The 24811-nt window shown below is 36.0% G+C and carries 19 protein-coding genes and 1 tRNA gene; 1 reads left to right on the top strand and 19 read right to left on the bottom strand.

The window, feature by feature from the left end; translation table 11 throughout:
- The first annotated feature begins 82 nt into the window (after nucleotides 1-82).
- Nucleotides 83-418 (top strand): DUF3276 family protein, encoded by a 336-nt coding sequence (locus tag RCH13_RS06575; protein WP_326986439.1) that lies wholly within the window; start codon nucleotides 83-85, stop codon nucleotides 416-418.
- Between the two features lie 109 nt (nucleotides 419-527).
- On the opposite strand, the gene RCH13_RS06570 is transcribed toward RCH13_RS06575, so the two are convergent.
- The 19 genes from RCH13_RS06570 to topA form a co-directional block, all read right to left on the bottom strand.
- Nucleotides 528-601, bottom strand: a tRNA-His gene (locus RCH13_RS06570).
- Between the two features lie 37 nt (nucleotides 602-638).
- On the bottom strand, nucleotides 639-1358 hold the full coding sequence (bshB1, locus tag RCH13_RS06565) for a bacillithiol biosynthesis deacetylase BshB1 (RefSeq protein ID WP_326986438.1): 720 nt from the start codon (nucleotides 1356-1358) through the stop codon (nucleotides 639-641).
- Nucleotides 1359-1581: 223 nt separating this feature from the next.
- Complete coding sequence (locus RCH13_RS06560; protein WP_326986437.1) at nucleotides 1582-2259, bottom strand: hypothetical protein; 678 nt, start codon at nucleotides 2257-2259, stop codon at nucleotides 1582-1584.
- Nucleotides 2256-3119, bottom strand: a complete 864-nt coding sequence (gene rfbD, locus RCH13_RS06555) for a dTDP-4-dehydrorhamnose reductase (RefSeq protein WP_326986436.1) — start codon at nucleotides 3117-3119, stop codon at nucleotides 2256-2258. The genes RCH13_RS06560 and rfbD overlap by 4 nt, the downstream gene beginning before the upstream one ends.
- Nucleotides 3116-3607, bottom strand: coding sequence for an acyl-CoA thioesterase (locus RCH13_RS06550; RefSeq protein WP_326986435.1), 492 nt, complete (start codon nucleotides 3605-3607; stop codon nucleotides 3116-3118). Before RCH13_RS06550 ends, rfbD begins: the two co-directional genes overlap by 4 nt.
- 62 nt (nucleotides 3608-3669) lie before the next feature.
- Complete coding sequence (locus RCH13_RS06545) at nucleotides 3670-4164, bottom strand: OmpH family outer membrane protein (protein WP_326986434.1); 495 nt, start codon at nucleotides 4162-4164, stop codon at nucleotides 3670-3672.
- A gap of 56 nt (nucleotides 4165-4220) precedes the next feature.
- Complete coding sequence (locus tag RCH13_RS06540) at nucleotides 4221-4841, bottom strand: OmpH family outer membrane protein (RefSeq protein WP_326986433.1); 621 nt, start codon at nucleotides 4839-4841, stop codon at nucleotides 4221-4223.
- 11 nt (nucleotides 4842-4852) lie between these two features.
- Nucleotides 4853-7390 (bottom strand): BamA/OMP85 family outer membrane protein, encoded by a 2538-nt coding sequence (locus RCH13_RS06535; protein ID WP_326986432.1) that lies wholly within the window; start codon nucleotides 7388-7390, stop codon nucleotides 4853-4855.
- 29 nt (nucleotides 7391-7419) lie between these two features.
- Nucleotides 7420-8169 (bottom strand): polyprenyl diphosphate synthase, encoded by a 750-nt coding sequence (gene uppS, locus RCH13_RS06530; RefSeq protein WP_326986431.1) that lies wholly within the window; start codon nucleotides 8167-8169, stop codon nucleotides 7420-7422.
- Nucleotide 8170: 1 nt separating this feature from the next.
- Entirely contained in the window at nucleotides 8171-9085 is a 915-nt protein-coding gene (porG, locus tag RCH13_RS06525; RefSeq protein WP_326986430.1) for a type IX secretion system protein PorG, read from the bottom strand.
- Nucleotides 9086-9242: 157 nt separating this feature from the next.
- On the bottom strand, nucleotides 9243-11732 hold the full coding sequence (locus RCH13_RS06520; RefSeq protein ID WP_326986429.1) for an exopolysaccharide transport family protein: 2490 nt from the start codon (nucleotides 11730-11732) through the stop codon (nucleotides 9243-9245).
- 1 nt (nucleotide 11733) lies between these two features.
- On the bottom strand, nucleotides 11734-12558 hold the full coding sequence (locus RCH13_RS06515; protein WP_326986428.1) for a polysaccharide biosynthesis/export family protein: 825 nt from the start codon (nucleotides 12556-12558) through the stop codon (nucleotides 11734-11736).
- Between the two features lie 33 nt (nucleotides 12559-12591).
- Nucleotides 12592-13710 (bottom strand): glycosyltransferase family 4 protein, encoded by a 1119-nt coding sequence (locus RCH13_RS06510; RefSeq protein ID WP_326986427.1) that lies wholly within the window; start codon nucleotides 13708-13710, stop codon nucleotides 12592-12594.
- Between the two features lie 6 nt (nucleotides 13711-13716).
- Nucleotides 13717-14847, bottom strand: a complete 1131-nt coding sequence (locus RCH13_RS06505) for an EpsG family protein (RefSeq protein WP_326986426.1) — start codon at nucleotides 14845-14847, stop codon at nucleotides 13717-13719.
- A gap of 15 nt (nucleotides 14848-14862) precedes the next feature.
- Entirely contained in the window at nucleotides 14863-15852 is a 990-nt protein-coding gene (locus tag RCH13_RS06500) for a glycosyltransferase family 2 protein (RefSeq protein ID WP_326986425.1), read from the bottom strand.
- Nucleotides 15849-17390 carry a hypothetical protein gene (locus RCH13_RS06495; protein WP_326986424.1) on the bottom strand — a complete coding sequence of 514 codons (1542 nt, stop codon included), beginning with the start codon at nucleotides 17388-17390 and terminating at the stop codon, nucleotides 15849-15851. The genes RCH13_RS06500 and RCH13_RS06495 overlap by 4 nt, the downstream gene beginning before the upstream one ends.
- 59 nt (nucleotides 17391-17449) lie before the next feature.
- Nucleotides 17450-18526 carry a formimidoylglutamase gene (locus RCH13_RS06490; RefSeq protein ID WP_326986423.1) on the bottom strand — a complete coding sequence of 359 codons (1077 nt, stop codon included), beginning with the start codon at nucleotides 18524-18526 and terminating at the stop codon, nucleotides 17450-17452.
- A gap of 97 nt (nucleotides 18527-18623) precedes the next feature.
- Nucleotides 18624-21686 carry a T9SS type A sorting domain-containing protein gene (locus RCH13_RS06485; RefSeq protein ID WP_326986422.1) on the bottom strand — a complete coding sequence of 1021 codons (3063 nt, stop codon included), beginning with the start codon at nucleotides 21684-21686 and terminating at the stop codon, nucleotides 18624-18626.
- 371 nt (nucleotides 21687-22057) lie between these two features.
- On the bottom strand, nucleotides 22058-24661 hold the full coding sequence (gene topA, locus RCH13_RS06480) for a type I DNA topoisomerase (RefSeq protein WP_326986421.1): 2604 nt from the start codon (nucleotides 24659-24661) through the stop codon (nucleotides 22058-22060).
- Between the last annotated feature and the right edge of the window lie 150 nt (nucleotides 24662-24811).

The following is a 24811-nucleotide window of genomic DNA, read 5'->3' as shown; positions in this document are numbered from 1 at the left end:
TTAAAAAATGCGTTAAAATATATTTTGATATTGAAAGAAATCTTTTATATTTGTTTAATAAGATTTGAAAAAACATCCACAAATGAATGATTACAAAGAGCGCAATGAGAATGAAATTTTCACCAAAGTGCTAAAAGCAGGAAGAAGAACGTATTTCTTTGATGTACGCGAAACGAAAGCAGGAGACTATTACCTTACCATTACAGAAAGTAAAAAAAACTTTGGAGAAAATGGAGCTGCGAGTTTTGAAAAGCATAAAATCTATTTGTACAAAGAAGATTTTAAAAATTTCGAGGAGATGTTTGCAGAATCTACCGAATTTATAATCAACCAAAAAGGAGAAGATGTAATCTCCGAAAAACATGATAAAGATTACAAAGGTCGCTCCTATACCATAGAATCAGAAGAAGAATTATAAAATACAAAAGCACTCGATGGAGTGCTTTTTTTGTTTCTGTTTGTATAATCTTTCCACAGCAGTTTAGTAAAAAGAAAAAACGCATTGATAATCAATGCGTTTTATTTTGGGTGGATGATGGGTCTCGAACCCACGACCTTCGGTACCACAAACCGACGTTCTAACCAACTGAACTACAACCACCGTTTTCAGAAGTGCAAATATAGTATTTTATCTAAAATTAACAAACAATCCCGTCAAAATTTTTGAAAGCCAATAATTTTTCTGTGGTGAAGCCTTCCGCATAGTCCACTCCGGAAAGTCTCCCCAAATCTTGCGCTCTGTACGTGAGACTTTCTAAGAAATCTTTTGTCGCAATTGGCGTCATCGGTTCAGTAGAGGTTGGATCATAAAACTGCGTTTTATACGCTAAGCACGCTTCAATTTTCTTTTCCATAAATTCGGAAATGTCAAATACAAAGTCTGGTGTAATATGCTTCCATTGAATGTAATTGAAAATTTGCTTTGGTCGCCAAATTGCCTGCTTTTCACCGTCTAAGTTTGTTTCAATTTTTACCAACCCTGCTAAAAAACATGCGTCGGAAACTAGCTTCGCTGCTTTTGCATGGTCTGGATGGCGATCATCAATAGAATTGGCAAACACAATTTCTGGTTGGTATTTGCGAATCATCTTCACAATCTGCAGTTGGTACTCTTCTGCATTTGAAAGAAATCCGTCTCGCATTTTTAAATTTTCTCGATGCGTAATACCCAAAATTTTGCACGCTTCGGCGGCCTCTGCCGCTCGGGTAATATTAGTCCCACGTGATCCAAGTTCTCCTTCTGTAAGATCTACAATAGAGACAGACTTTCCTGCTGAAATGAGCTTCGCGATTGTCCCGCCACACCCTAATTCTACATCATCCGGATGCGCGCCAATGGCTAAAATATCTATTTTCATAGGTGTAAAGGTATAAAAAGATGAAGTTTTTTAAGGATGTTAAGTTTTGGGGGCGAGCGAAGCGAGCCCTCGTTCCAATATTTAAGATCTACTATTTTGATCTACTTTACTTCAAATCTAATCTAATCTAAAAATTCAGAAATTAATTTTAAAAATAATTTTTCCCGGAAAATATAAATTCAAAAATTTATCAATTTTTAATAATCTAAAGATTTAAAAAAAACTACTTAAACTCAGTATAAACTGTCGTGATAAATTCCGCGTAAGATCGTTCTAGTTTCGTAATGTCTCCTGATTTTAAATTGATTCCAGGCATTCCATTTTTATTTGAATTCACCGAGAATGCAGAAAATTGAAAGTATTGCACGGGCTGATTTTCTTGGGCCGTTAGCTTGATTGCGGATCCTAAAAATTTACGGGTAGAAATGGTATATTCTTCTCCTGGAACTAATTCTAACTTCGTGTAAGTTCTTGGCTCAAACGTGACTTTCTTTTTATTGATATCTATAGCTTGATCATTATAAGACGAAGCTAATAAATAAACGAAATTCTTTTCTGCTGGAATATTTTCAGCGGTGGTATAATATAAGTTGAGACGGTAATTCATAGGATCAAATTCAGCAATATCTCCCGTGATGGTTTCCAAAGGTTTGTAAGAAAAAGCATTAGCGCCAATTTCCTTTGCTTTCTTATAAATCATCCCGAAAACCTTTGCATCATCATCAGAAAACCCTTGCACTTCTACTTCTCCCAAATATTCTGCTTTCGTAGCAGCAGTGTCAATTTTATAGAAAATTTTATCTGTGTTTTCGTTGATTTTCACCACTTTGTTAAGCACAACATTTTGCGCGAAAAAAAATTGGCCGAGGAAAATAACGAGCGTGATCATATATTTTTTCATGATTCTTTTAAAATTTCTATACATTCTTCCAACGAATTCTCCCAGTGTTTAAGGTCAATATGGTACTCTTTTTCTATTTTGTCCAAAGACATCGTGCTGCGAATGGGTCTTTTCGCAGGGGTTGGAAACTGTTCTGTGGTGATGGCATTCAATTTAATTGTTGAAGTAGAAAATTCCGCAATTTTTTCAGCAAAGTGAAACCAACTGGTTTCTGGATAATTAGAGAAATGAAAGATCCCAAAAGTTTTATGTTCAGTTTCTAAAATCTTCATCACGGCTTCCGCTAAATCATTGGCATTGGTAGGTTGCCCAAATTGATCGGCCACAATTCCCAACTCATCTTTGGAACTGAATAAATTCAACATGGTTTTTACAAAGTTTTTATTGAACTCAGAATACAACCAAGAAGTACGCAAAATAATGGTTTTAGGATGAGCTTCTAAAGCCAGTTCTTCACCTTTTCTCTTGGAAGCTCCATAGACACTTTGAGGATTCGTAAAATCGTCTTCGGAGTAAGAAATGTTGGTATCGCCATCAAAAACATAATCCGTAGAGATATGGATAAAAGTGGTATTATTTTCATTACAAGCCACCGCCAAATTTTCCACTCCTTTTGCATTTACTGCATATGCTTTTTCTTCTTCCTTCTCCGCCAAATCTACGGCTGTATAGGCCGAAGCATTGATACAGAAATCAGGTTTGAAATCTGCAAAGAAGTCTGCAACTGCATCTTCATTCGTAATATCAAGTGTTTCCGAATCCGTAAAATTAAATTCGAAATCACTTGAAAAATCTGGTGCAATTTTTTGAAAGCAGTTACCTAATTGTCCATTTGCACCTACTATTAATATTTTTTTCATGATTTTGCTGCCGCTTTATTTTGTTTACGAAGAGAAGAAACTCTACTGGAAAAATCTGATTCTTCTATATCAACCAAAAATTTTCGGAAAAGATTTTTGGTGTCTTCTGGTTGTGAATCTGATTTTCGGGTTTTCATATTGAAATAAATAACCGTTAACCACAAAACACTGTGAATGGTTTGTCCGTCTTCGCTCTTCATTAAGATTTCTACCTTGGAAAGGCGATCTCCCAAATCAATTGTTTTACTGCTTATCAGAACCTTCGCATTGTATCGAACTTCTTTTAAATAGGCAATTTCATTTTGAACGGTAATCCAAGTGCACCCTGTTTTGCGCGTATACTCTTCATAGGTAAAACCATAACCGTTCTCCACGTGATCTTCCCGCGCGTTCAACATGTATTCTAAATATTTTACATTGTTTAAATGTCCTATAGGATCACAATCACTGAACCGAACTCTTACAACTGATGATAATTCTTTTTGCATAGTACAAAATTAAAAAAACCATCCTGAATAAACGGGATGGCTTTGGTTTCAGAATATATTTCTTAAAGACCTAATTCTTTTCTTACTAATGGAGTCGCATCTGGACCTGCTTTGTAGATTAACGCGGGAGAGTCGATTACGAAATCAAAACCGTTTGCTTTAGCAACTTTGCTTACTGCATTGTTTAACTTGTCAATGATTGGTTTAACCGCTGCATCTCTTCTTTGTGCCAAATCATTTTGAGCAGTTTGCTGAAGTGCTTGCAAATTTTGTTGTTTCTTCTGCAATTCTCCTTCTTTTACTGTTCTTTGGGCTTCTGTCATTTTTGCACCTTCAGCTTGGTATGCTTGAACTTCTTTTTGGAATGCTTCCGCTTGTTTGTTCAATTCATCACCTTTGGTTTTACTGAACGTATCTAAATCTGCAGTCATTTTTTTCGTTTCTGGCATTGCAGCTAAAACTACTTCATAATCCATAGATGCCATTTTTTGCGCGCTTGCTACTCCTACCGTTGCAAACATCATTACCGCTGCAAATATTACACTTAACTTTTTCATAATTGGTTCTAAATTATTTTATTGATTACTAAAATTTAATTACTATTGATCTGATTTTATTTAGTGTCGCCACTTCTTTCTTTGACCATATTCCGAGATGCTGCACCACGAGAATTTTGTTTAGAAGAGGTATTAGAATTCACTGATTCTCCTTTTTTTGGAGCTGAATTTTTCAGCAGTAAATCTAACACTTTATCTGTATAATCATACCTTTTCTCAAGGAAAATTACGCTAATGTTATTGCTTTTATCAAGAATGATGCCTAAAGAATTTTTCTCTGATACCGTCTTGATGGCATTCCAAATTTGATCTTGAAAAGGTTTGGTGAGATTTGATCTGGCGTTGTTAATTTCGCCCAAAGTTCCAAATCGGTTATTCACCATGCCTTTTACTTTTTTATCCAGGTCGTCAACCTCCTTTTCTCGCTGCTTTAACTGATCGCCGATAAGAAGTACTCTTTCATTTTCTAAAAGTGTTTTTTTCTTGTCCAAATCCGATTGCAAGGTTTGAATTTCCATTTGCCAATTGGTAATCTGGGTATTCAAACGATTTTCAGCATCCTTATACTGTGGCATTTTGCTTAAAATATAATCCGTATCAACCACTCCTATCTTTTGAGCAGAAAAAAGGCTGGAAGTTAAAAGCAAAAACAAAGATAATAATTTAAAGTTTTTCATTCTTTTAATAATTAGAGATTCTGATTCATTAAGAAGTGAGTTTTCCAACCCGCAGGCTCGTTACTCATTGATGTTGCATCAAATCCATATGCGAAGTCAAATCCGATCAATCCAAATGCACCCATGTACACTCTAAGACCAACTCCAGCAGAACGCTTTAATTGGAAAGGATTATAAGTTCCGAAAGAATTCCACGCATTACCTCCTTCTAAAAAAGTAAGCGCATAAATTTTTGCAGTTTGGTTCATGGAAATTGGATATCTCAATTCTAATGCAAATCGATTGTAGATTGTAGCTCCACCAAATGGCGTAACGTCATCTAATAATCCACCTGTAGAAGATGCATTTTCATATCCTCGCAATGGAACTAATTCACGTCCATCATACCTACCGCCGAAAAGTCCAGTTCCACCCACATAAAATCTCTCAAATGGTGGCGCTCCTAATTGACGGTTGTATCCGTCTAAGAATCCCATTTCTCCAGAAGTTCTTAATACCATTTTACCAACAACAGTGTTATAAATATCGGCTTTTAATTTTACTTTATAAAATTCTAGCAATTTATACTTTTCAACCTGTGCTAAAGTAGAATAATCTTTATCTTGAAATAAGGAATATGGCGGTGTAAATTTTACGGTCGCTTCTAAATTAGAACCTTGAGTTGGAAAAATTGGATCCAATCCTGCAGAATTTCTACTTAATCCCAAATTGAAACTAAAGTTTTTTGCAGATCCGTTGTATTCTGTAGTATTCCCAAATTGGAATGGATAATTTTCAAAGTCATAACTCTGATATTGGATCCCAGTGTATAACGAGAAATAATCATCTGGCCATCTTAATAATCTATTCAATCCTGCACTTGCAGAGAAAATATTTAGTTTTTGCTGAAGTCCGAATTCATCTCTATATCTTACTAAAGATTGGTTTACACTTACAGAAAGTGCAGTCGGTTTAGTACCGAATAACCAAGGCTCTGTAAAGGAGATTCCATAATTCTGGAAGAATTGGCCTGCCTGAGCTTGGATTGAAAGTGTTTGTCCATCACCTTGAGGAACTGGTTTGAAATCTTTAAATTTCAAAAAGTTTCTCAGGGAGAAGTTATTGAAAGTTAAACCCAAAGTTCCGATGAAAGATCCACCGCCATATCCCGCCTGAAGCTGAACCTGAGAGGAACCTTTTTCTACCAAGGTCCAGTGAACATCTACCGTATTATCTTGTGGATTTGGAACAATGCTTTGACCAACTTGTTGAGGATCAAAAAACTGCATTCCCGCTAAATCAAAATAAGTTCTTTTGATATCACTTTTCGCGAATAAACTTCCGGGTTTTGTACGAAGTGATCTAAGGACTACGTGATCATGAGTTGTAGTATTTCCACTCCAAGTAACACGATTCCAAGTCGCTTTTTCGCCTTCATTAATCCTGATTTCTAAGTTGATAGAATCACCTACTACAGACTGCTCAATTGGGGTAACATTAGAAAATAAATATCCATTATTCATGTAGATTGATTTGATGTCGGAATCATCTTCCTTTCCACCATCTTCTCCTACTTTTTTATTAAAACCTACCGCATCATAAATATCACCAGATTTATATCCTAAGACTTTCTGAAGATAATCTGTGGTAAAAGCCGTGTTTCCTAAAAATTTAACATCACCAATGTAATATTGTTTACCTTCACTCAACTTCACATTAATTTCGTACTGATTTTGTGGATTTCTCCAAACAGAATCATTCACAATTTTAGCATCACGGAAACCTAAGGACCGGTAATAATTAATCAAGCTTACTTTATCTTCTTCATATTTATCTTCGATAAATTTAGAAGTCTTTAAAATTCCTTTGATGCTGAAGCTTTTCTGCTTCGTTTCTTTGAAGGCTTTTTTACGCAATTTAGAATCCGTAACATTATCATTTCCTTCAAATTCTATATGGCTGATTTTAATCTTTTTGCCTTTTTGAACATCAATGGTCCAGTCTACTAAATTAGGATCTTTTGCATTTACTTTATCCTGAATAGTGACACTTGCATCTGCAAAACCTTTTTTAATATACTCCTTAGGAATATTGGTTTTCAGAGTAGAAATAAGATTCTGGGTAATTTTAGTTCCCGGTTTCAACTTATTGTCTTTTGCTAATTTCTCACTTTTGGATTTTCCGATGCCTTTTCCGGTGAAAGTAACTTCACCTAACTCTTTTAAATCCTGAAGATTAAATCTGAGGACAATTTGATCTCCTTCAATGCTTTCGATATAAACTTCTACTTCAGAAAAAGACTCTGTTTCCCAAAGCTTTTTAATAGCGTTGCTTATTTTTTGTCCTGGAATCTCAACACTTTCGTTTTTGTTAAGCCCTGTAAATCTAAGAATCTGCGCCGGAGTGTACTTTTTTACGCCATCTACAACAATATCTTTTAGGATATAAGATCCTGCTTCGTTTTGAGCATATACTGGATTAGAATCCTGATTGTTTTGCTCGGGGGTAATCTGACCATAGAAGTGTGCCGAAGCCACAAACATGATGATGGGTAAGAATTTAAACTTCATTTTTTCTCTTGCTAACTTTTCTTTTTTAACTAATTTTTTTCCAGTTGTTCACTGGTTTTGCCAAATCTTCTTTCTTTATTCTGGAAATTATAAATACACTCGTATAAATTTTCCTTTCCGAAATCTGGCCATAATACATCTAAAAACTGCAATTCTGCATAGGCAATTTGCCACAAAAGGAAATTGCTGATCCTTACTTCTCCACTGGTTCTGATGAGTAAATCAACAGGTGGTAAGTTTCTGGTATAAAGATGATCCTCAAAAACTTCTTCTGTAATATCTTCTTCTTTTAAGTCTCCATTTTTTACTTTGGTGCTGATTTTTTTTACCGCATTCAAAATTTCATTTTGGGAGCCATAACTTAAAGCTAAAACTAAATTACCGCGTGTATTGTCTTTTGTAATATCAATTAAATTATTTAACTGATCCTGGACCAATGTCGGCAACCTCTCGATATCACCAATGACGTGCATGCGCAAACCTTTGGTAAATATTTGTTCGGCCTCTAAAAGTAAAGTCTCAGATATTAATCCCATTAATGTATCAACCTCATCATTGGGTCTATTCCAGTTTTCCGAGGAAAATGTGTAGAGCGTGAGATATGGAATATGGATCTCATTACAAGCATTAATTGCTTCTCTTACAGCGGTGATCGCACTTTTGTGCCCGAAAGTCCTTTCTTCGCCACGGCATTTCGCCCACCTTCCATTCCCATCCATAATGATGGCAACATGTTTCGGCAGGTGCTCTAAATCTATTTTATCTTTAAAGGATTCCATATTAATTTTCACAATAACAAGGTGGTCTTCCGAAGGAGTAACTGAGTCCCAAGGTTACTGAATTTACCCAGTCTTTGGAATTGATATTTCCTATTTGGCGGTTTTGCAGAAAATCTGCGGCTCTCTGTTCTGCTACTTTCACATAGGATTCTTCTTGCAAAAGTGATTTGGTGGAAGTACCCGAAAGGATATCTTTATTATAGGTCAACTTCGCGTCTTTCTCATCAATCATACTATAATCTATAGAGTCCGAGAATGTTGGACGGAACATAAACTCGCCAAAAAGTGCCCAATTGTAATTAAACTTATACTTCAAGCCGACTCCAAAAGGAATGGCCATGGTAATTTTTTTTCCCGCATTGTAGGTTTGTGTGGTCACAAAATCGTCCTCATTCACCGGCGTTTGTGCAACTCCACCTGCATCTCTTCTAAAGTCATTCTCAATGCTCACCTGCGTTACATTGGCATACAAACCGCCAATTCCACCAAAAATATAGGGGCTGAGCAAACTCTTTTGCTCATCATTAACCGGAAAAAAATTATACTCGAATATTAAATCAGCTTCTAAAATGGTGTTGGTTCCTGACAGTTGTCTGTTTCTTCGATACGTCTCTTTCGCTAAGGCATCAATAAACTGAATTGTACTTACTCCAAAATTAAATCGTACTGTTTGATAAGGGTTAAAATTCATACGGTACAAAATTCCGCCATAAAAGGGAATACCGTAATCAGAAATATTATTGATAGGTTTTTGCAATATGTAATTGGTACGGCCAATATCCCCGACCAAATTACTCATGCCTAACTGAACCCCGACTTCATGCCGCTGTCCTTTGTAGAATACAGAGATAAAGATGAGGCTGAGAAAAGCGAGAATATACTTCTTTTGCATGTATGGCTGCGAGTAAGTTTTCATAAATAATTTTGCAAATATAAAACAATTTTACTTTAAGGAAATTCTTAATTTATAGTTAAATACCCTCAATAAAGCATAATTTTTAGTATTAAAAACGATAATAAATTCTTTTTATGATTTTTGAAAAATAAAACCCTCTCTGCAAAGGGTTTTAAATCTAGTTTTTATTAAAGATCTGTCTGAATTTATTTCTAATCCTGATTAAGGTGGGCTCTTTGTAATTTTTATCCTCGTCAAAATAACCGTAACCGTAGCCATATCCATAGCCGTAACCATATCCATAACCTTGTTTTACCTGAAAATCGTTATAAATCAAGCCCAGATTCTTAATTTCTTGTCTGTGGTATTTTTCCGTAATCATCTTCAGCATGTACTTTTCTGTATATTCATGTCTTACTACATAAATACTTGCATCTGCATGTTTCATTAATTCAAACGGATCTGCTACCAAACCCACCGGTGGAGAATCGATGACGATAAAATCATAATGCTCCTTTAATTTCTCGATAAATTCTATATTCCGATCACTCATTAAAAGCTCTGAAGGATTTGGCGGAATTGGTCCAGACGTAGCAACGTGCAAATTAGGGATGGAGGTTTTATTAATAATTTGGTCCATAGTCACCTCCCCAGTCAGATAATTAGAAATTCCATATTTATTATCAATATTAAAATCACCAAAAATTTTCGGCTTGCGTAAATCCATTCCTAATAAGATGGTTTTTTTACCGCTTAAGCCCAGAACAGAAGATAAATTAATGGAGATGTATGTTTTTCCTTCACCACCTACAGAGGAGGTTAAGAGAATGACTTTCGATTTTTGATCTTCCTTATGCAGGAACCGCAGATTGGCTCTAATCCCGCGAAACGCTTCGGAAATTGAAGATCTTGGCTGCTCCAAAACCGTCAGATTATTATCATGTGTATTTTTTCCAATGACTCCTAAAAGCGGAATTCTGGTCACCTGCAGTAATTCCTTAATGTTTCTAATTCTACTATCTAAAACTTCTGACAATCCTAAAAATAGCAACGGTAGAAGCAATAAACCAGCAATGATTGTAAACTTAGTCTGTTTTATATTGGGCGCAATTGGACCCTGACCTAAATTTTTTGCGGGATCAATTACAGTGATGTCTGATTTATTGGTGGCAACTCTAATTTGCGTTTCATTTTGCTTGGTGAGTAAGCTGTTATAGGTCGCCTCAATCATGTTATAACCTCGTTCTGCATCCAGATAACGTCGTTGCTTTTCAGGATATTGAATCAAACCTCCGTTTTCACTTGCAATTTCATAATCTATCTTAGACAGTTGAGTACGATACGTGTTGTAATACGTATTAAGTGAACCTGAGGAGCTTCCACGCGCTTCACTAATGAGTCGGTTAATTTCCCTCATCGGTTCAGAGTTCGGCGTATAAATCGAGGCTAATTCTCTGCGCTTTGCATAGAGCGACTTTAATTCAGAAATTGTTGCGGTAAACATTCCATCCTCAATTCCGGCAGCATTGGTACTGATCATTCGGTCTAAATTCTGAGAAGACAAAGTGTTTCTGATATTATTCAAAGAATTAACCTTTGTGATAATATCTGCTTTTCTGGCTTCTAAATCTTTTATGGTTTTCAAGGCTTTCTCGTCTCGGTCTTTAATATCAAAAAGCCCTTCCGTAATTTTCATTCGGTTAAGAACGGCTGCACTGGAATCTAATTTCAACCTTATTTTCTGGATGTTTTCTACTAAATAGTCTTGTGTGTTCTTATCAACCGTATTTCTATCAATTAACCTTTTTTTCTGAAGTTCATCTACAGAAATATTTAGAAAGTTGACGGTTCCGTTTAGGTTGTATCCCGATTTGGAAATCACCATAATCGTGTTGATCTCCTTATCAAAATCTACCCCAATGCTAGAAACCAAACTATTCACGGTATTGTTTACCGTAGAAAGATTCAAGATGATATTTTCAAAAATAATATTTCCTGGAACAGGATTTTTGGTCAGTTTGAATTTGAGGTTAGGGGAAACATACCATTCATTAATGGAAATAACTTTATTCGCCGGACGCTTATAGGCAGAAATATTTTGAAAACCCTCCGTATTATAAGAGTAAAGGGATGTAGATTGTCCTTCATTTGGAAGCACCACTTCAAAGCGATTTCCTCCTTTTGGAAGCAAGGTTATCGGATAATCAACCTGCTGCAAATGAGAGGGGTCAATTTCTAAAAAAACCGGCGAATCATATTTATCCAAGTAAGTCTGCTTGATCAAACCTTTGGTAGAATAATTCGCAAAAAGATCCAGCTGTTTCACTAAATATTCATTGTGGGAACGAGAAAGCAACATCTTTTTCAGGTACATTCCGTCTTGATTCCCCGTTTGTCCCCAAATAAAATTAATGGATTGATTGGGGGTAAAATAACTTGCGGTATTATTAGAAATGCTTAATGATAAGTTAGAGGCATAAACGCGCTGTGCGTAATACTTGCTGTAAAACCAGGAGATTCCATACCCCAAAACCGCCATCAATACAAACCAGTACCAGTTTCGGAGGAGTTTTCTGATGAAATGCTCAATGTCAAAAAAAGCAAATGTTCCAAATTTTTCGGAAATATCATCGCCTGTTTGATTTTTCAATTCTTTACCTGGAATCATATTAGAGTCTTGTTAGGATTAAGAAAATTGAAATGGCAGTAGTAAAAACGGATATTCCTGTAGTAAGTGTTTGGATAGGATCCTTACCCAGACCGTTTAAGTTTTTCGCGCGGGTATTGAGCAGAATTTCATCTCCATTTTGGACCCAATAATAAGGTGAATTCATAATGTCTTCTCTCGTAAGATCTACTCTCGCGACCTTAATCCCTTCTGGTAATTTACGGTGAATCACCACATTAGTACGGTCTACTGTTCTGTTTAAACCGCCATTGATTGCCAAAGCTTCTGTAAGCGTTAAAGTGTTTTTATGCGCTTTTTTTTCGCCACTTATTTCTATGGTTTCTATATCTCCTAGTATATAATAGGTAATTCCATCGGTGTTTAAGCGAACTTCTGATTTACCATCCAGAAAATTTTCATTCACACGTTCTTGAATTTCTGCAGAAATTTCTTCTATTGTTCTTCCTTCAGCTTTTACAAAACCAATGCCCATGATTTGCACTTCGCCTTTGCTATTTACCTTTAAACCATTAAAATAAAAATTAGAATTACCGCCCACGGCAGTAGTTGCAGAAGTTTCCGCAATTTCATTTGCATTTAATTTACTATAAAATTGGGCTGCATCTCCTTTAGGTGTGGTTACAATATTCAAATTTAAAATATCATTTTTTGTCACTCTATATTCCGGAATGTTGTAAGGAATTAATCCTTCCTCATTAATCACTAAAGTTTCACTAGGTTGCATATAGCGAACATCTTTGGTAGAAATACAGGATTGCAAGAACAAGGAAAAGAGGAGAAAAAGAAGGAATTTATTTAGTTTCATCAGATAAATATAAGGTGCAAAAATAACAAATAATTAATTAGGATTCTTTCTGTATTTTAAAATTAGTTTCGGCAAATAAGCCCCAAAAAAACCAAGTACTAAAACGATTGAAAGCAGCACATTTACATTGAGATGTCTATAATAATATGCCACTAAAACAATGAAGAGATAGTACACAATTATATAAAATGTAGACCGCCTATGTGTTAATCCCAAATCCAAAAGGGAGTGGTGAATATGATTTTTATCTGCTGTAAAAGGTGATTTCCCCGTGAACATCCGAACGCAAAAAACATTCAGCGTATCTACAATCGGCAAAATTAAAATAGCGATGGCGATGGCAGGTGCAGCCTGAAGATAATAGCGCGGAATTTGGGGATTTTGCTTATCAATGAAAATATCGATGAAATTAATGGCCGTAAAAGCAAGTAAAAATCCCAAAATCATCGATCCTGTGTCCCCCATAAAAACTTTATTCGTTCTGTAATTGCTTAAATTGTAGTAGAGAAATCCTACCACAGATCCGATGATTACGCCGGATAAAACAACTAGTGGATAATTATATTCGCCTAAACGAAAATAACTAATGCCAAATAAAGCACTGCTAATCAAGGAGTAAGATCCAGCCAAACCATCAATTCCATCAATGAGGTTAAAGGCATTAATTAAGACAATAAAAGTGAACATACTCACCAAAACACTCACGAAATAATTAAGCTCATAAATGGCAAAAAGCCCAAAGAAACTGCGTATTCTTACATCTGAACCCACTACCATCAACAAGGTTACAATAATCTGAACAAACAATTTTTTGTAAGCACGCATCACCACAATATCATCCATCACACCGATGTACAGAAGGATGATGAGAGAGGCGAAAAGAAATTTGTAAACGTCAAATAATTCAAACGCAAAAATAGAAGCGCACACAGAAAGGGAATAAAAAATGGCAATTCCACCTAAGTTTGGAATTTTCCGAAGGTGAGAACTTCTCGCACCGGGTTCATCCATCAAGTTTTTTCGCCGAGAAATCTTGACAATTGTGGGGATAGAGTAAAATGTGAGACCAAATGAGAAAATGACCCCAAGAATTAACTTCAGATAAAAAAAGGAAAGTCCCCAATCCACCAACAATTCTTTAATTATATCCATAAGCGGTTACCAAAGTGCATTATCATATCGGTCTGTAGTAAATTGACCTTTGTCTCCATTTCCTTGACCAAAGTAGAAAAACATCGCGACGAAATAGGCCAGAAAGCTAAAATATAAAAATTGACGCGTTCTACCCTTCGTGGCGTAAACCAAATTGGACAGGCAAAACATGGTTAAAAAAAACATATACGCTCCCGGAAGCCGCACTGCAAAAATTTCATTGGAACGGAAAAAGTAGAATAAAGCCAGACCAAATACCGCCAAATTACGCATATATTCATACCACCAAACATTTTTACAACCTTGCCGATCATATTTTACCAGAACAAAGATGAACAGTATTTTTACGATATCATTTAATCCAGTTTCAACTTGAGTCCCGTAATATTTATCGTCCATGTATCCGAGGTATGCACCAGAAACTTCTTCTGGCGCCAAAGTGCTAAAGAAACTTCCACCCAAACGATACAATTCAAAAGGTGAACTTAAAAGCGCAACAACCAAAACCCAAAAAATTCTGGAACTATTCATGGGTATTTTTACAATCCAGTAAGCCGGAAGAAAGACAATAGCCGTTTTATGAAAGCCCAGTGCTATGTACATGCAGAGCAAAAACATGGGCAAATTTCGGTCTTTAATAAATTTAAAAGAAGCAACACAGACTGCAATTCCCAAACCCTGACGCATTTGTCCAGAATCTTCGAAAAACATAATCGGCATAAAATAAAAGAGTAAAGCGAAGGTAGGAAAAGCTACATTTTTATAGATGGCACTAAACTTCAATGATACCGTAATCACGGCCATCACAAAGGTGACGATGTAAAAAGGAAAACCAAAATCAAAAACTAATTTATTGATCAGCACGAAGATCCACTCAATTTCCTCACTATTGGGTCGAAAAAGTGCTTTATCTAGAACATCTCCGTAAGTAGTATAAATTGCGAAACCAGAAAAAAGCATTTTGTAAACCGGGTAATCTGCACCCACATTAATCCGAAAGCCAATGGCAATAATGATTAAGATAGCCGTAACCCACACAAATATACTTTGCTTCTTCTTTAACACAAAAACCTCCCAATAACTTGCGGCCGCAAGAAATAGAAAAATAGTGATAAAAATAGGGTGTAGAATTGGCATCAATAAGACTGTGTTTTAGACAAGTTTTCGTAGAATCTTTTTCTGATTAAAAAAGTAGAGCAGGTAATAGATTTTTTTCTTTGGTGGTAAAGATAACAGATAATTTTTTCCAAACCGTTTATACTTTAAAATTTCTAAAAGTGAAATTCCTTGCTCTTTTCGAAATAAATCCAGCGCTTCACCCATCTCCAAAAAAGTTTTTTCATCTTTCACAAAAGCCAAATAAGCCAAGTAGGTGTAGACTCCTTCTAAAATCTGAAAATTTTTCAATCCTTCTTTCTGCGCAGCATATTGAGATTGAGAAAAAGCAAGTCCAACATCTTCGACCGCTTTTAAAATATCCAAACCTTTCGACGTGTGCGTTTTGCTGATGGAATCTTTTCTCTCTAAATATTGATAATGGTAATTTTGAGTTTGAGCAATCACCTTACATCTTAAAAGTAGTTGCGGAATAAGCTGAATGTCTTCAAAGTGAATTCCTTTTTTAAATCGTATTTCCTCAAATAAACTTCGATGAAATAGCTTATTACAGGCAAAATAACTGAGATCAGAAAAAACTGAAAAGTGGTCTTGAAGCGTTATTTTCTCGGGGAGATTTGGAATTTGAGTCAGTTTTTGAATGATGTACCCCTTTTCATTCACTTTTTGGAGATTGCAAATAACCATTTCTGCCTCATGCTTTTCTGCAAGCGCAAACATTTCCGCAAACATTTCTTTTTCTACCCAATCATCACTGTCCACAAATCCTATGTATGCTCCTGTAGCGTGATTTAAACCAAGATTTCTGGCGTCACTTAAACCGCCATTTTCTTTAGTAAAAGCTTTAATTTTAAAAGGAAATTTCTTTGAGAAATCTTCAATAAGAAATTGAGAATTATCAGTACTACCATCATTCACGACAATAATTTCTATGTCTTTCAGCGTTTGAGACACCAAAGAATCCAAACATTTTTTTAAATATTTTTCTACATTATAAACCGGAACAATCACAGAAACTTTAATCATGTGGATGGTTTTGAAATTTTGTAGAGAAAATAATCCTTTCCAATGGGCCGCAACTCATAAATCCATTTTAAAAGCAAAGGCGCCTGATTATGGATTTTTGAAATTGGATAAGACTTCATCAAAGTATAGTCTGAATTAAAAATTCTTTCCTCTTCTGCAGAAGTTATATAAAATCGCGCCTTTAATCCAGGTTTTTCTGCGATGGTCAAAATATAATCTGGCTGATATTTTTTTAAGGAATTGATCCACCAAAACTTTTCATCTTTCAGCATCTCTTGATTGATTCTTTTATTGACCAAACCTACCTCATCATACGTGTAAAGATTGGTGTAGAAAGGAATAATTCCTGCGGGTTCCAGCAAAATGGATTGCTTAAGACCAACTTGATCTGTATTAATATCTGCGGCAATTTGCATTCTTTGTCGTTCTTCCATATAACCGATCGTGTAAGATTGAATCCACTGAAAAACGTATGTTCCAGAAATGGAAAGAAATATCAGGGGATACAAAATTTTTCTTTTCCAGGGAATAAAATTGAGAACGAAATAAAGTACAACTGCAAAAAGGAAAACTCTCGGTAACCAATAATACCAATCGAAATAGGCTTTGAAATAAGCAAAAACCGTAATTTTTAATAGTGCAAAAACGAAGACGGCGAGTAATATGATTTTACTTTTTCGAGAGATTAAGGTCTTTTCTTGCCAAATTCGCTTTGCTGCAAAAAGTAAAAACGCTAAGAATATTAAAAATAGAACAAAAGTAAAGAGCGAATATTTTTTGATCAATCCACCATAATATGCCCATTGATAAAGGAAATATTCCAGACTATCATTCTGAATTAGATTTTTGTAAGCAATTTTTTTTGCTGTAATGGTATGATTAACCCATTCCCCGAAATACAAATAGTTAAAGCCAACTACCGTCATTAAGCCCATTATTCCACCCAAAATATAGATGTAATTCAGCTTTTTCTTCAAAATGAAATCTGCCCAAAAGATGACGCCTAAAAATATAACCGCATCAATCCTAGTCCATATTAAAAGAATGGGAAAAATCAGGAAAGCCCATTTCTTTTGCCGAAAAAGCCCGAAATAAAGAAGTCCGTTATAGAGAAAAAACAAAATTCCATATTCCATACCCAAAACAGAAGCCGTGAGCGCGGGCGGAACCATATTCAGAAGCAGCACGAAAAAACCTCGCTTATAGAAATCTATGGGGAAAAGAATTTTAGATAACCACCAAGAACCTATCCCAAAAAGTATAGCACTGAAAGTAAGCAAGGGATAAATAAAATATCCCTCAAAAATGAGTCGGAAAAATGCGGTAATGAACACGTACAAATGGGTAGTAGAAGCAGAAATTTTTTCTTCACCATTAAAACCAATTACTCCATAATCCAATAAATTCCCGGCAACCCGCCAAGTAATAAAAGAATCTTCCTGAATGTTTTTCGTAAAAAACATCGGAATTTTGATTAAGACAGTTATTAAAATAAGAACGTACGGAGAACTGAAAAATTGGGATAAAATTCTGTTCATAGGTGTTTTTAGTAGCGTAAAAATAGGAATTAAAATCTATTGAACTGCCGAAAGATTTTTTACTTTCTTAGGAGTCTTGGGTCCAGATGACCTTTTTTTGCTGCTTCATACTCTAATCTAGAACATGGAAGCAATTTTTTAACCTCTTCTTCTTCTCCAAAATACCACAATCCAGAAAAAGTATCTCTCTGAAATGCATAACTATCGTCCTCAATCATCACCCAATATTTTTCAAACTGTCTTTCAACTGGATGAGATTTCTGGATATTAATTCCCTCTACCAAATGCCAAATCATTTGCGCCAAAAGTTGATGGTTTAAAAATTCTGCGGATTGGACATTAAAATTGAAAATTCCTACAGATTTCAGATTTTCACTCAGCCCAATTTCTTTCATGTAGGCGCAAATCTCTCGTCTGTTTAGACCATTAACTTGCGGATTTACGGAGAATCCATCTCCTAAACTTTCTACCGCATCACAATTTACGGTAACCAAATCTGCTCTACGGAAAAAAGGTTCTGTTCTTTCCGTGGAATTCATCATTTCAGCCAAGCGTCTGATGTCAAATTCAACTTCTTTCATCAAGTTCACAGAATCTACAGCGTTCAAATGTTTTTGATACCCTAAATGATGGTAATTTTTTAGCGAGAATGTTTTGGAGCTTAAAATTTTAGATAAAAAGTTGGTTTCATTAATTTCTTTGCTTTCATTAGAAAGAGAAATGATATTGGAAATCTGCGTATAACTCAAATCATTCTCATGGAAGTTTAGCGCAGAAAACAGGGAAAATGCCAAGTCATTACTCCCACCAATTAGGATTGGTATCGTTTTTTTATAGTGGCAAAGGGAGAGAATTTCTTGCACGATGAAATGCGTATCCGCATGCGATTTTCCGGAGATTAAATCACCAAGATCACAAATGGGCGTTTCGAAATCTAATTTGGAAAGTTGATACAGTTGTTTTCGAATGAGATTAAAATCTTGCGGCTCTGCCAAACCATTATTTAAACCTCTGTAATCTGAGCAAAAAATCAATGCAATTCCATTTTCTGGAATGTCTGAAACAAAGGTGTTTCCCAATTGCCATTTTTCTGATTTAATGTGTTTTGGCGGAAAAAGAAGATCTTCAATATTCATAAAATGGCTTAAAATGTTATTTGGTCCAGATTGAAACAAAAGTAATAAAAAAAAGCACAAAAATTAATTTGTGCTTTGGTTAAAATAGGGTTATTGTTTATTGTTTTAGGAGTTTTTTCGTGAAGACAGAACCATCTTTCATGGTAATTTTTACCAGATAAATTCCAGGAAGCAAATTGGCTGCATCTACTCTGCCGTTTGTAATTCTCCCCTTCATGAGTAATTTACCACTCATTTCATAAAGTTCAAAAGACTCAGCATTCGCGTTTTGTATAAAAAATTCATTATTAAAGGGATTAGGATAAATTCCTTGCGCGTTTTTTTCTACTGCCTGACTCACCAATTTTTCTTCAATTTCGATTTTTTTCGGATTTTTTCCCATCGGTGTTGCCAATAATCTGTTTTCATCTTTTGCGCATCTTACACCCATTCCTGCTTGCGGATAAACACCTGTTGCGGTTTGCATTCTGTTTCCTTCGAATAATAATCCGAGACCAAATCCAGTATTTAAATCAGCAAGTGATGCGGTCCAAAGTCCCGTTCGTCCAAATTCTCTTTTAAATTCACCCAGCTCCCCGATGATACCATCTTTCGCAAAAGTTCCCAAATTATAATTAGGACTTTCAAATTTCCATCCAAGATTTCCTTCTACGGTTCCATTATAAAATGTAGAGATACTATGCCATTGATCCTGGATAACTCCGGGGTTACCGTAAGCATCATTTTGGTAGCCATTATAGAAAGGAGAGGTTCCTTTTGATCCTGTATAAAGATGTGTGAAAGAAACGTCTGGTACGCGCCAACCTTCCGGACAAGGGTCAAATGGCGATTTTTTATCACCGTGTCCCCATCTGTTATCGGCCTGTGCTCTTTCATCAGAAACCCAATCTCGCACTTGGCTTAAATCATTTGAATAATGATTTCCACCATCAAAAGAATTCCCGAGTCCACTTTGATACATAAATCTCATCGGATTATTTACAGAATACTTGATGTTATCTCGAACTCTTTTATGCGGAGATGGATCTGTGGAGCCATACTCTTGGTAAGAATCTGAGTAGGTATACTGGTAAATTTTCGGGTCAATACTATCAAAATTAAAATCTGTTTTACCTAATTCTGTCGGATTAAAAATAACGGTAAGTTCTGTTTCGGTATAAATTAATTCATAATGAGGCAAAGAAAATGACGGGATTGGATCTTTTCTTCCCCATTGGTAATAAAGACCATGCTCATAACCCGAATTAAGCACAGCGCTTTCTGCTCCAAGATTTCTATCCATGAAAACCGTTTTCAAAGCGGGAACTTTGCTCGCAGTTGGATTAATAAAGTTATAGGTAACAGGCAGCGTATTCTCCGTAATATAGGTGGTTTGGTTTAAGGTTGGGTCATCTTGTGGAACCCAAATATGCCAACTCCAAAGAACTGGATTATCTACATTACCTTGATGTAGAGAGATTACCGCATTTCCATATCTTCCCGGATTTACTTTTACGGTGATGGTAGAAGAACTTGCGACACTCTCATGCTGATTTACCCATAATTCATCAATTAATTGGACATCTGTAGTCCACATGATTTTTGCCTTCATCTCTTTTCCACTGATGGTTTTGTGATCAGTCAGCAATTGATTGTAAACAGAGAACGCTTTATTTACTGGAATTGTAATTTCTCTATTCTCTAAGACAATATACGAATTAGGATTATCTAAACCATCAGTAAAGTTAGTTTCTGTGGTTGCATAATAATTGGTAGTGAAATTTCCTATTTTCCAAAGATTAGGATCTTTCATGCATCGCACGGCGTTACCTGTTCTGGTGGGTTGCGTTTGATTATTGTAAACTGCGTGCAAACCTACTGAAGTATTGTTTCTTAATGGATCAGTGACCATGTTAAATGCTCGTCCACCATCAAACCCGAAAGTTGCGCTCCACAATGTTGCTGAGGCAAAATTATCTTGGAACTTTACGCCAACCGGCGCCGTAGGTGCCGCAGAGTTTGGATAGGCAACATAAGCTCCAGACGCAGGAATAATCCCAAGATTTCTACCGCCACCCAAAGCTTCGGTAAAGTCCATTCCCAATCCAGGATAAACTTTTACACCATTTAAATTAGGATTAATTGAAGTTGGGAACAGTTGTCTGTTCGCCACAATGTTGTCATCATTTCCCCAGTCCCATTTCTTACCAAAAATAGATAAGTTGTTATTCTGGGTTTCTCTACCATAATATGAAGGAATTCTCCATCCATTTGGACAGGGATCTAACTCTGATTTTAATTCATAAGAGCGGCTTTCATTTTTCAAAACCGTGCTGGAACTGTTTCCATTGCTGTTTCCACCTTTAGCATTATCTGACCATAAATCCCAAGTAAAATAGGCTGGACTTGCCCCTGGAATTCTATATCGGCTGCTAGAAAACCAGTTGCCGCCAGAATCTGTATTGGTGATGTAAGTGATTGGATTGGCTACAGAATATTTTATGTTCTTTTCAATTTCATTAAAGGGACGTACTTGCACCGGAATTGTATTGACTGGATCAACCTGTGGATGCTTTAAGTTACCAACTTCTCCTGTAATCGAGTAGAAAAAAGAATCCTTGTGAACTAAAGATGGAAAGGGATCTTTGCGGCCCCATTCATATAAAAGCCCGCCAGATTTTTGCCATTGATTACCTAAAAAATTATTGCTTGTGGCACCCAGATTTCTGTCCATGTATTTCACATCAATCAAATTTCCATCAATGTCAGTTTCTGTTCCTTGCGCATAAGAAACACCATCTTCGGGATTATCTGTTACCCAAATATGCCAACTCCAGTAAATGTTACCATCCACTTTAAAAGCCACCACTGCATTTCCTTTTCCTAAACCTTTGTTTATTGCAACTTTAATATTAGAATTATCTGGTGAACCGCCGGAAATAATTTCTACCTTATCTACTAAACCGGGTAAATCTTCCCAGTAGAGAGAGGCAGATTGAACGCCGCTCGGAATTGGAGTAGCGGATCCGTTGGTTTTTAAATACTCATACGTTGACCACATTTCGTAGGCCTTTTTTACAGGGATTTCTAAACCTCCGTAATTTTGCTCTTGAGCCAAATTTAAATCGTAGATGTAACTGTTCGGTGCTTTTGCGTAATTCACCGTTTGCGCGTGCAGCATAGTTGCCAATAAGCAACATGCAAGTAAATGAATTTTTATCATAGGTAAAAAAAGGTAACAAATTATTAATTGTACTATTTTTTTCCATCTTTTTGTGTTGATAATTTTTTTACATCACCCTATTAAGCGATCAATTCATTTGTGTGTTGGCAAATATAGAATTAAATTTTAATCAAAAGCATAAAAATATAACTATATTTTTAAAAATCATATAAAATTTAAAAATTGTTGATTGTCCGCTAAATATTTATAACTAGAGAATAAAGTTCGCGGAATAAGTAATTCTTGTTATAATTTGATTATCAGCAATAAACAATAAAAAAACCTGCTTATTTGATAATAAGCAGGTTGTATTTAGAATTCTCAGAATATTATTCTGCAGGTGGATTGGCTTTTTTTAGGGCCGTCTTTTTAGCTGGCACTTTTTTGACCACCGCTTTCTTCGCGGGTACTTTCTTAACTGCTACTTTCTTGGCGGGTGCTTTTTTTGCCTTCACTTTAAAAGCATTTTTATCTTGTGCAGTGATCCATTTCTTTACTTCATCTAGAGAAACTTCTGCTAAATCTTCTGCAGTATATTTTTCGTCGTCTTTTGTTTTAGGAATTTTGAAGATGTTTTTTCCGAATTTCACAATTGGGCCCCACCTTGCATTTTCAATGGAAATTTTCTCCTCTTCCCACTGCTGGATGTACCGGTTGGCTTCCTTTTCCAACTTTGCTTCAATCAATTCATTGATGTCATTTTGACTTAAATTTTCAAAATCATAGCGCTTCGGAACATTAATGAAAATAGATTTATACTTGATGAAAGGACCAAATCTACCTGTTCCTTTCGTCACAGATTCACCTTTGAAACTTGCGATGGGTGCATCCGCAATTTTTTTCTCCTTGATGATTTCTTCCGCGCGTTCCTGCGTGATAGAAAGTGGATCTTCTCCGCGTGGAATACTTACATAGGCTTCTCCCCATTTTACATACGGTCCAAATCGACCAACGCCCACGGTGACGGTTTGCCCATCAACTTCATTTAACTCAAAAGGAAGTTTAAAGAGTTCCAAAGCATCTTCCAAAGTGATGGTTGCAATATTTTGGCTAGCCATTAAACTGGCAAAAACAGGTTTCTCTTCATCATCTTGTTCCCCAATCTGAACCATCGGTCCGAATCGTCCGATTCTAACAAGTACTGGTTTTCCTGTTTTTGGGTCCGTTCCTAAGGCACGTTCTCCGTTTGCACGTTCTGCATTTTCTTCTACACTGGCAATTCTCGGGTGAAAATCTTTGTAGAAACCTTGCAACATTTCTTTCCATTTCTCTTCCCCATTGGCAATATCATCAAAATCCTGCTCTACTTTTGCCGTAAATCCATAATCCAGAATTTCTGCAAAATTATTGGTAAGGAATTCATTCACTACTTCGCCAATATCTGTAGGAACAAATTTATTTTTATCTCCCCCAAAGTTCTCGGAGAGTATTTCTTTTTTTAATTCTTTTTTATCCAAAATCATCTTCATGATTTCACGTTGTTGTGGAAGAATCTCCCGTTTATCTACGTATTCTCTATTTTGAATAGTCTGAATGGTTGGCGCGTAAGTAGAAGGACGACCAATACCAAGTTCTTCTAATTTTTTTACCAGTCCCGCTTCCGTATATCTTGCAGCTGGCCGAGTAAATTTCTCCGTGGCTTCCACTTTTTTGTATTCCAAACCATCACCAATATTTACTTTCGGCAATAATTTTTCATTGTTGTCGCTATCATCATCCTCCGCTTTTGTGATTCCGTAAACTTTCAAAAAACCGTCGAAAATAATAACTTCTCCATTGGCCTCAAATTGTTGCGGTAATTTGGGATTACCGATTTCAATAACTGTTTTTTCTATTTTTGCGTTGGACATTTGAGACGCCAAAGACCTCTTATAAATCAGCTGGTATAATTTATTCAATTGTACATCGGGAACACTTTTCAGTGTAAAGTCTGTAGGACGTATCGCTTCGTGAGCCTCTTGCGCAGATGCAGATTTTGTGGTATAATTTCTTGGGTTAGAATATGATTCGCCATACTCTGCTAAAACTTGCGCTTTTGCTCCGTTAATGGCTTCCTGAGAGAGATTCACAGAATCCGTTCTCATATAAGTGATGAAACCTTCTTCATATAATCTTTGGGCAACACGCATGGTCGCCGTAACGCCGTATCCTAATCTATTACTAGCTTCTTGCTGAAGAGTTGAGGTGGTAAACGGTGCAGAAGCAGTTCTGGTTCCAGGTTTCGTTTCTACATTTAAAACTTTGAAATCTGTAGCTTTAACTTGCGTTAAAAATTCTTCAGCTTGACTTTCTTTTTCAAAATCTTTTTTGATTCTCGCAGAAATCTCTTGGTTATTATCGGTAAGAAAAGTTCCTTCTACCCGAAAGGCAGACTTGGATTGAAAAGCGCGAATCTCTAATTCTCGCTCCACTACCAAACGAACAGCAACCGATTGTACCCGACCTGCAGAAAGACCGGTTTTAATTTTTTTCCACAAAACTGGAGACATTTCAAAACCAACAATTCGGTCTAAGATTCTTCTTGCTTGCTGCGCATTGACTAAGTTTTGATCAATTTGTCGTGGATTATCAATAGCTTTTAAAATCGCATTCTTGGTGATCTCATGGAAAACGATGCGGCGCGTATTTTCTTCTTTTAGCTTTAATTCTTCCGCCAGATGCCATGCGATTGCTTCACCTTCACGATCCTCATCCGAAGCCAGCCACACGATATCTGCTTTTTTAACAGAGGCTTTTAAATCTGCTACGATTTTCTTTTTATCTACCGAAACTTCGTAATCGGGTGTAAAATTTTCGAGGTTAATACCCATTCCTTTTTTCGGCAAATCACGGATATGCCCAAAGCTGGATTTCACTTCGAAATCCTTCCCCAGATATTTCTGAATGGTTTTTGCTTTTGCGGGTGATTCTACGATTACTAAATTTTTGGCCATCCTCTATATTTTGTGCAAAAGTAGAAGTTTTTTTTTAATCACTATTCTTTCATTATATATTATCCCTTCAAATGGGAGTTTTTGGGGAAATAATAATCGAATATGATGGATTAAAGTTTTTTTGCCAATCTATTTTCAGGACAATTCATT

The sequence above is a fragment of the Chryseobacterium sp. MP_3.2 genome (assembly GCF_035984805.1).
In the GTDB taxonomy this organism is placed as follows: Bacteria; Bacteroidota; Bacteroidia; order Flavobacteriales; family Weeksellaceae; genus Kaistella.
This window is presented reverse-complemented; position numbering and strand designations above follow the sequence as displayed.